Source organism: Porphyromonas sp. HMSC077F02 (assembly GCF_001815465.1).
GTDB lineage: Bacteria > Bacteroidota > Bacteroidia > Bacteroidales > Porphyromonadaceae > Porphyromonas_A > Porphyromonas_A somerae.
On the sequence record NZ_KV820637.1, the window covers coordinates 1 to 272 of the forward strand.

The following is a 272-nucleotide window of genomic DNA, read 5'->3' on the forward strand; positions in this document are numbered from 1 at the left end:
TGACTGCCGTATCACACGAAATGTCGGATGAACCCTTTTTAATGACCACTTCAAGGGGAAGGGGCTCTCATTCTTCCTGATGAAAGCCACTAGGTCATAATTGAGAATGTTGCACGAAGTGCCATTCTCGCACATTTGCTTCAAAATGTGTGCTGAGACTTTGAACAAAGGATGAGATGCAAGACGCTGAGGATAAGGCTGAAGGGAGCGTACTCACGTACATGACCGAAGCCGAATTCCGAAAGCAACATTATGTGCCTTGGCATCCTTAC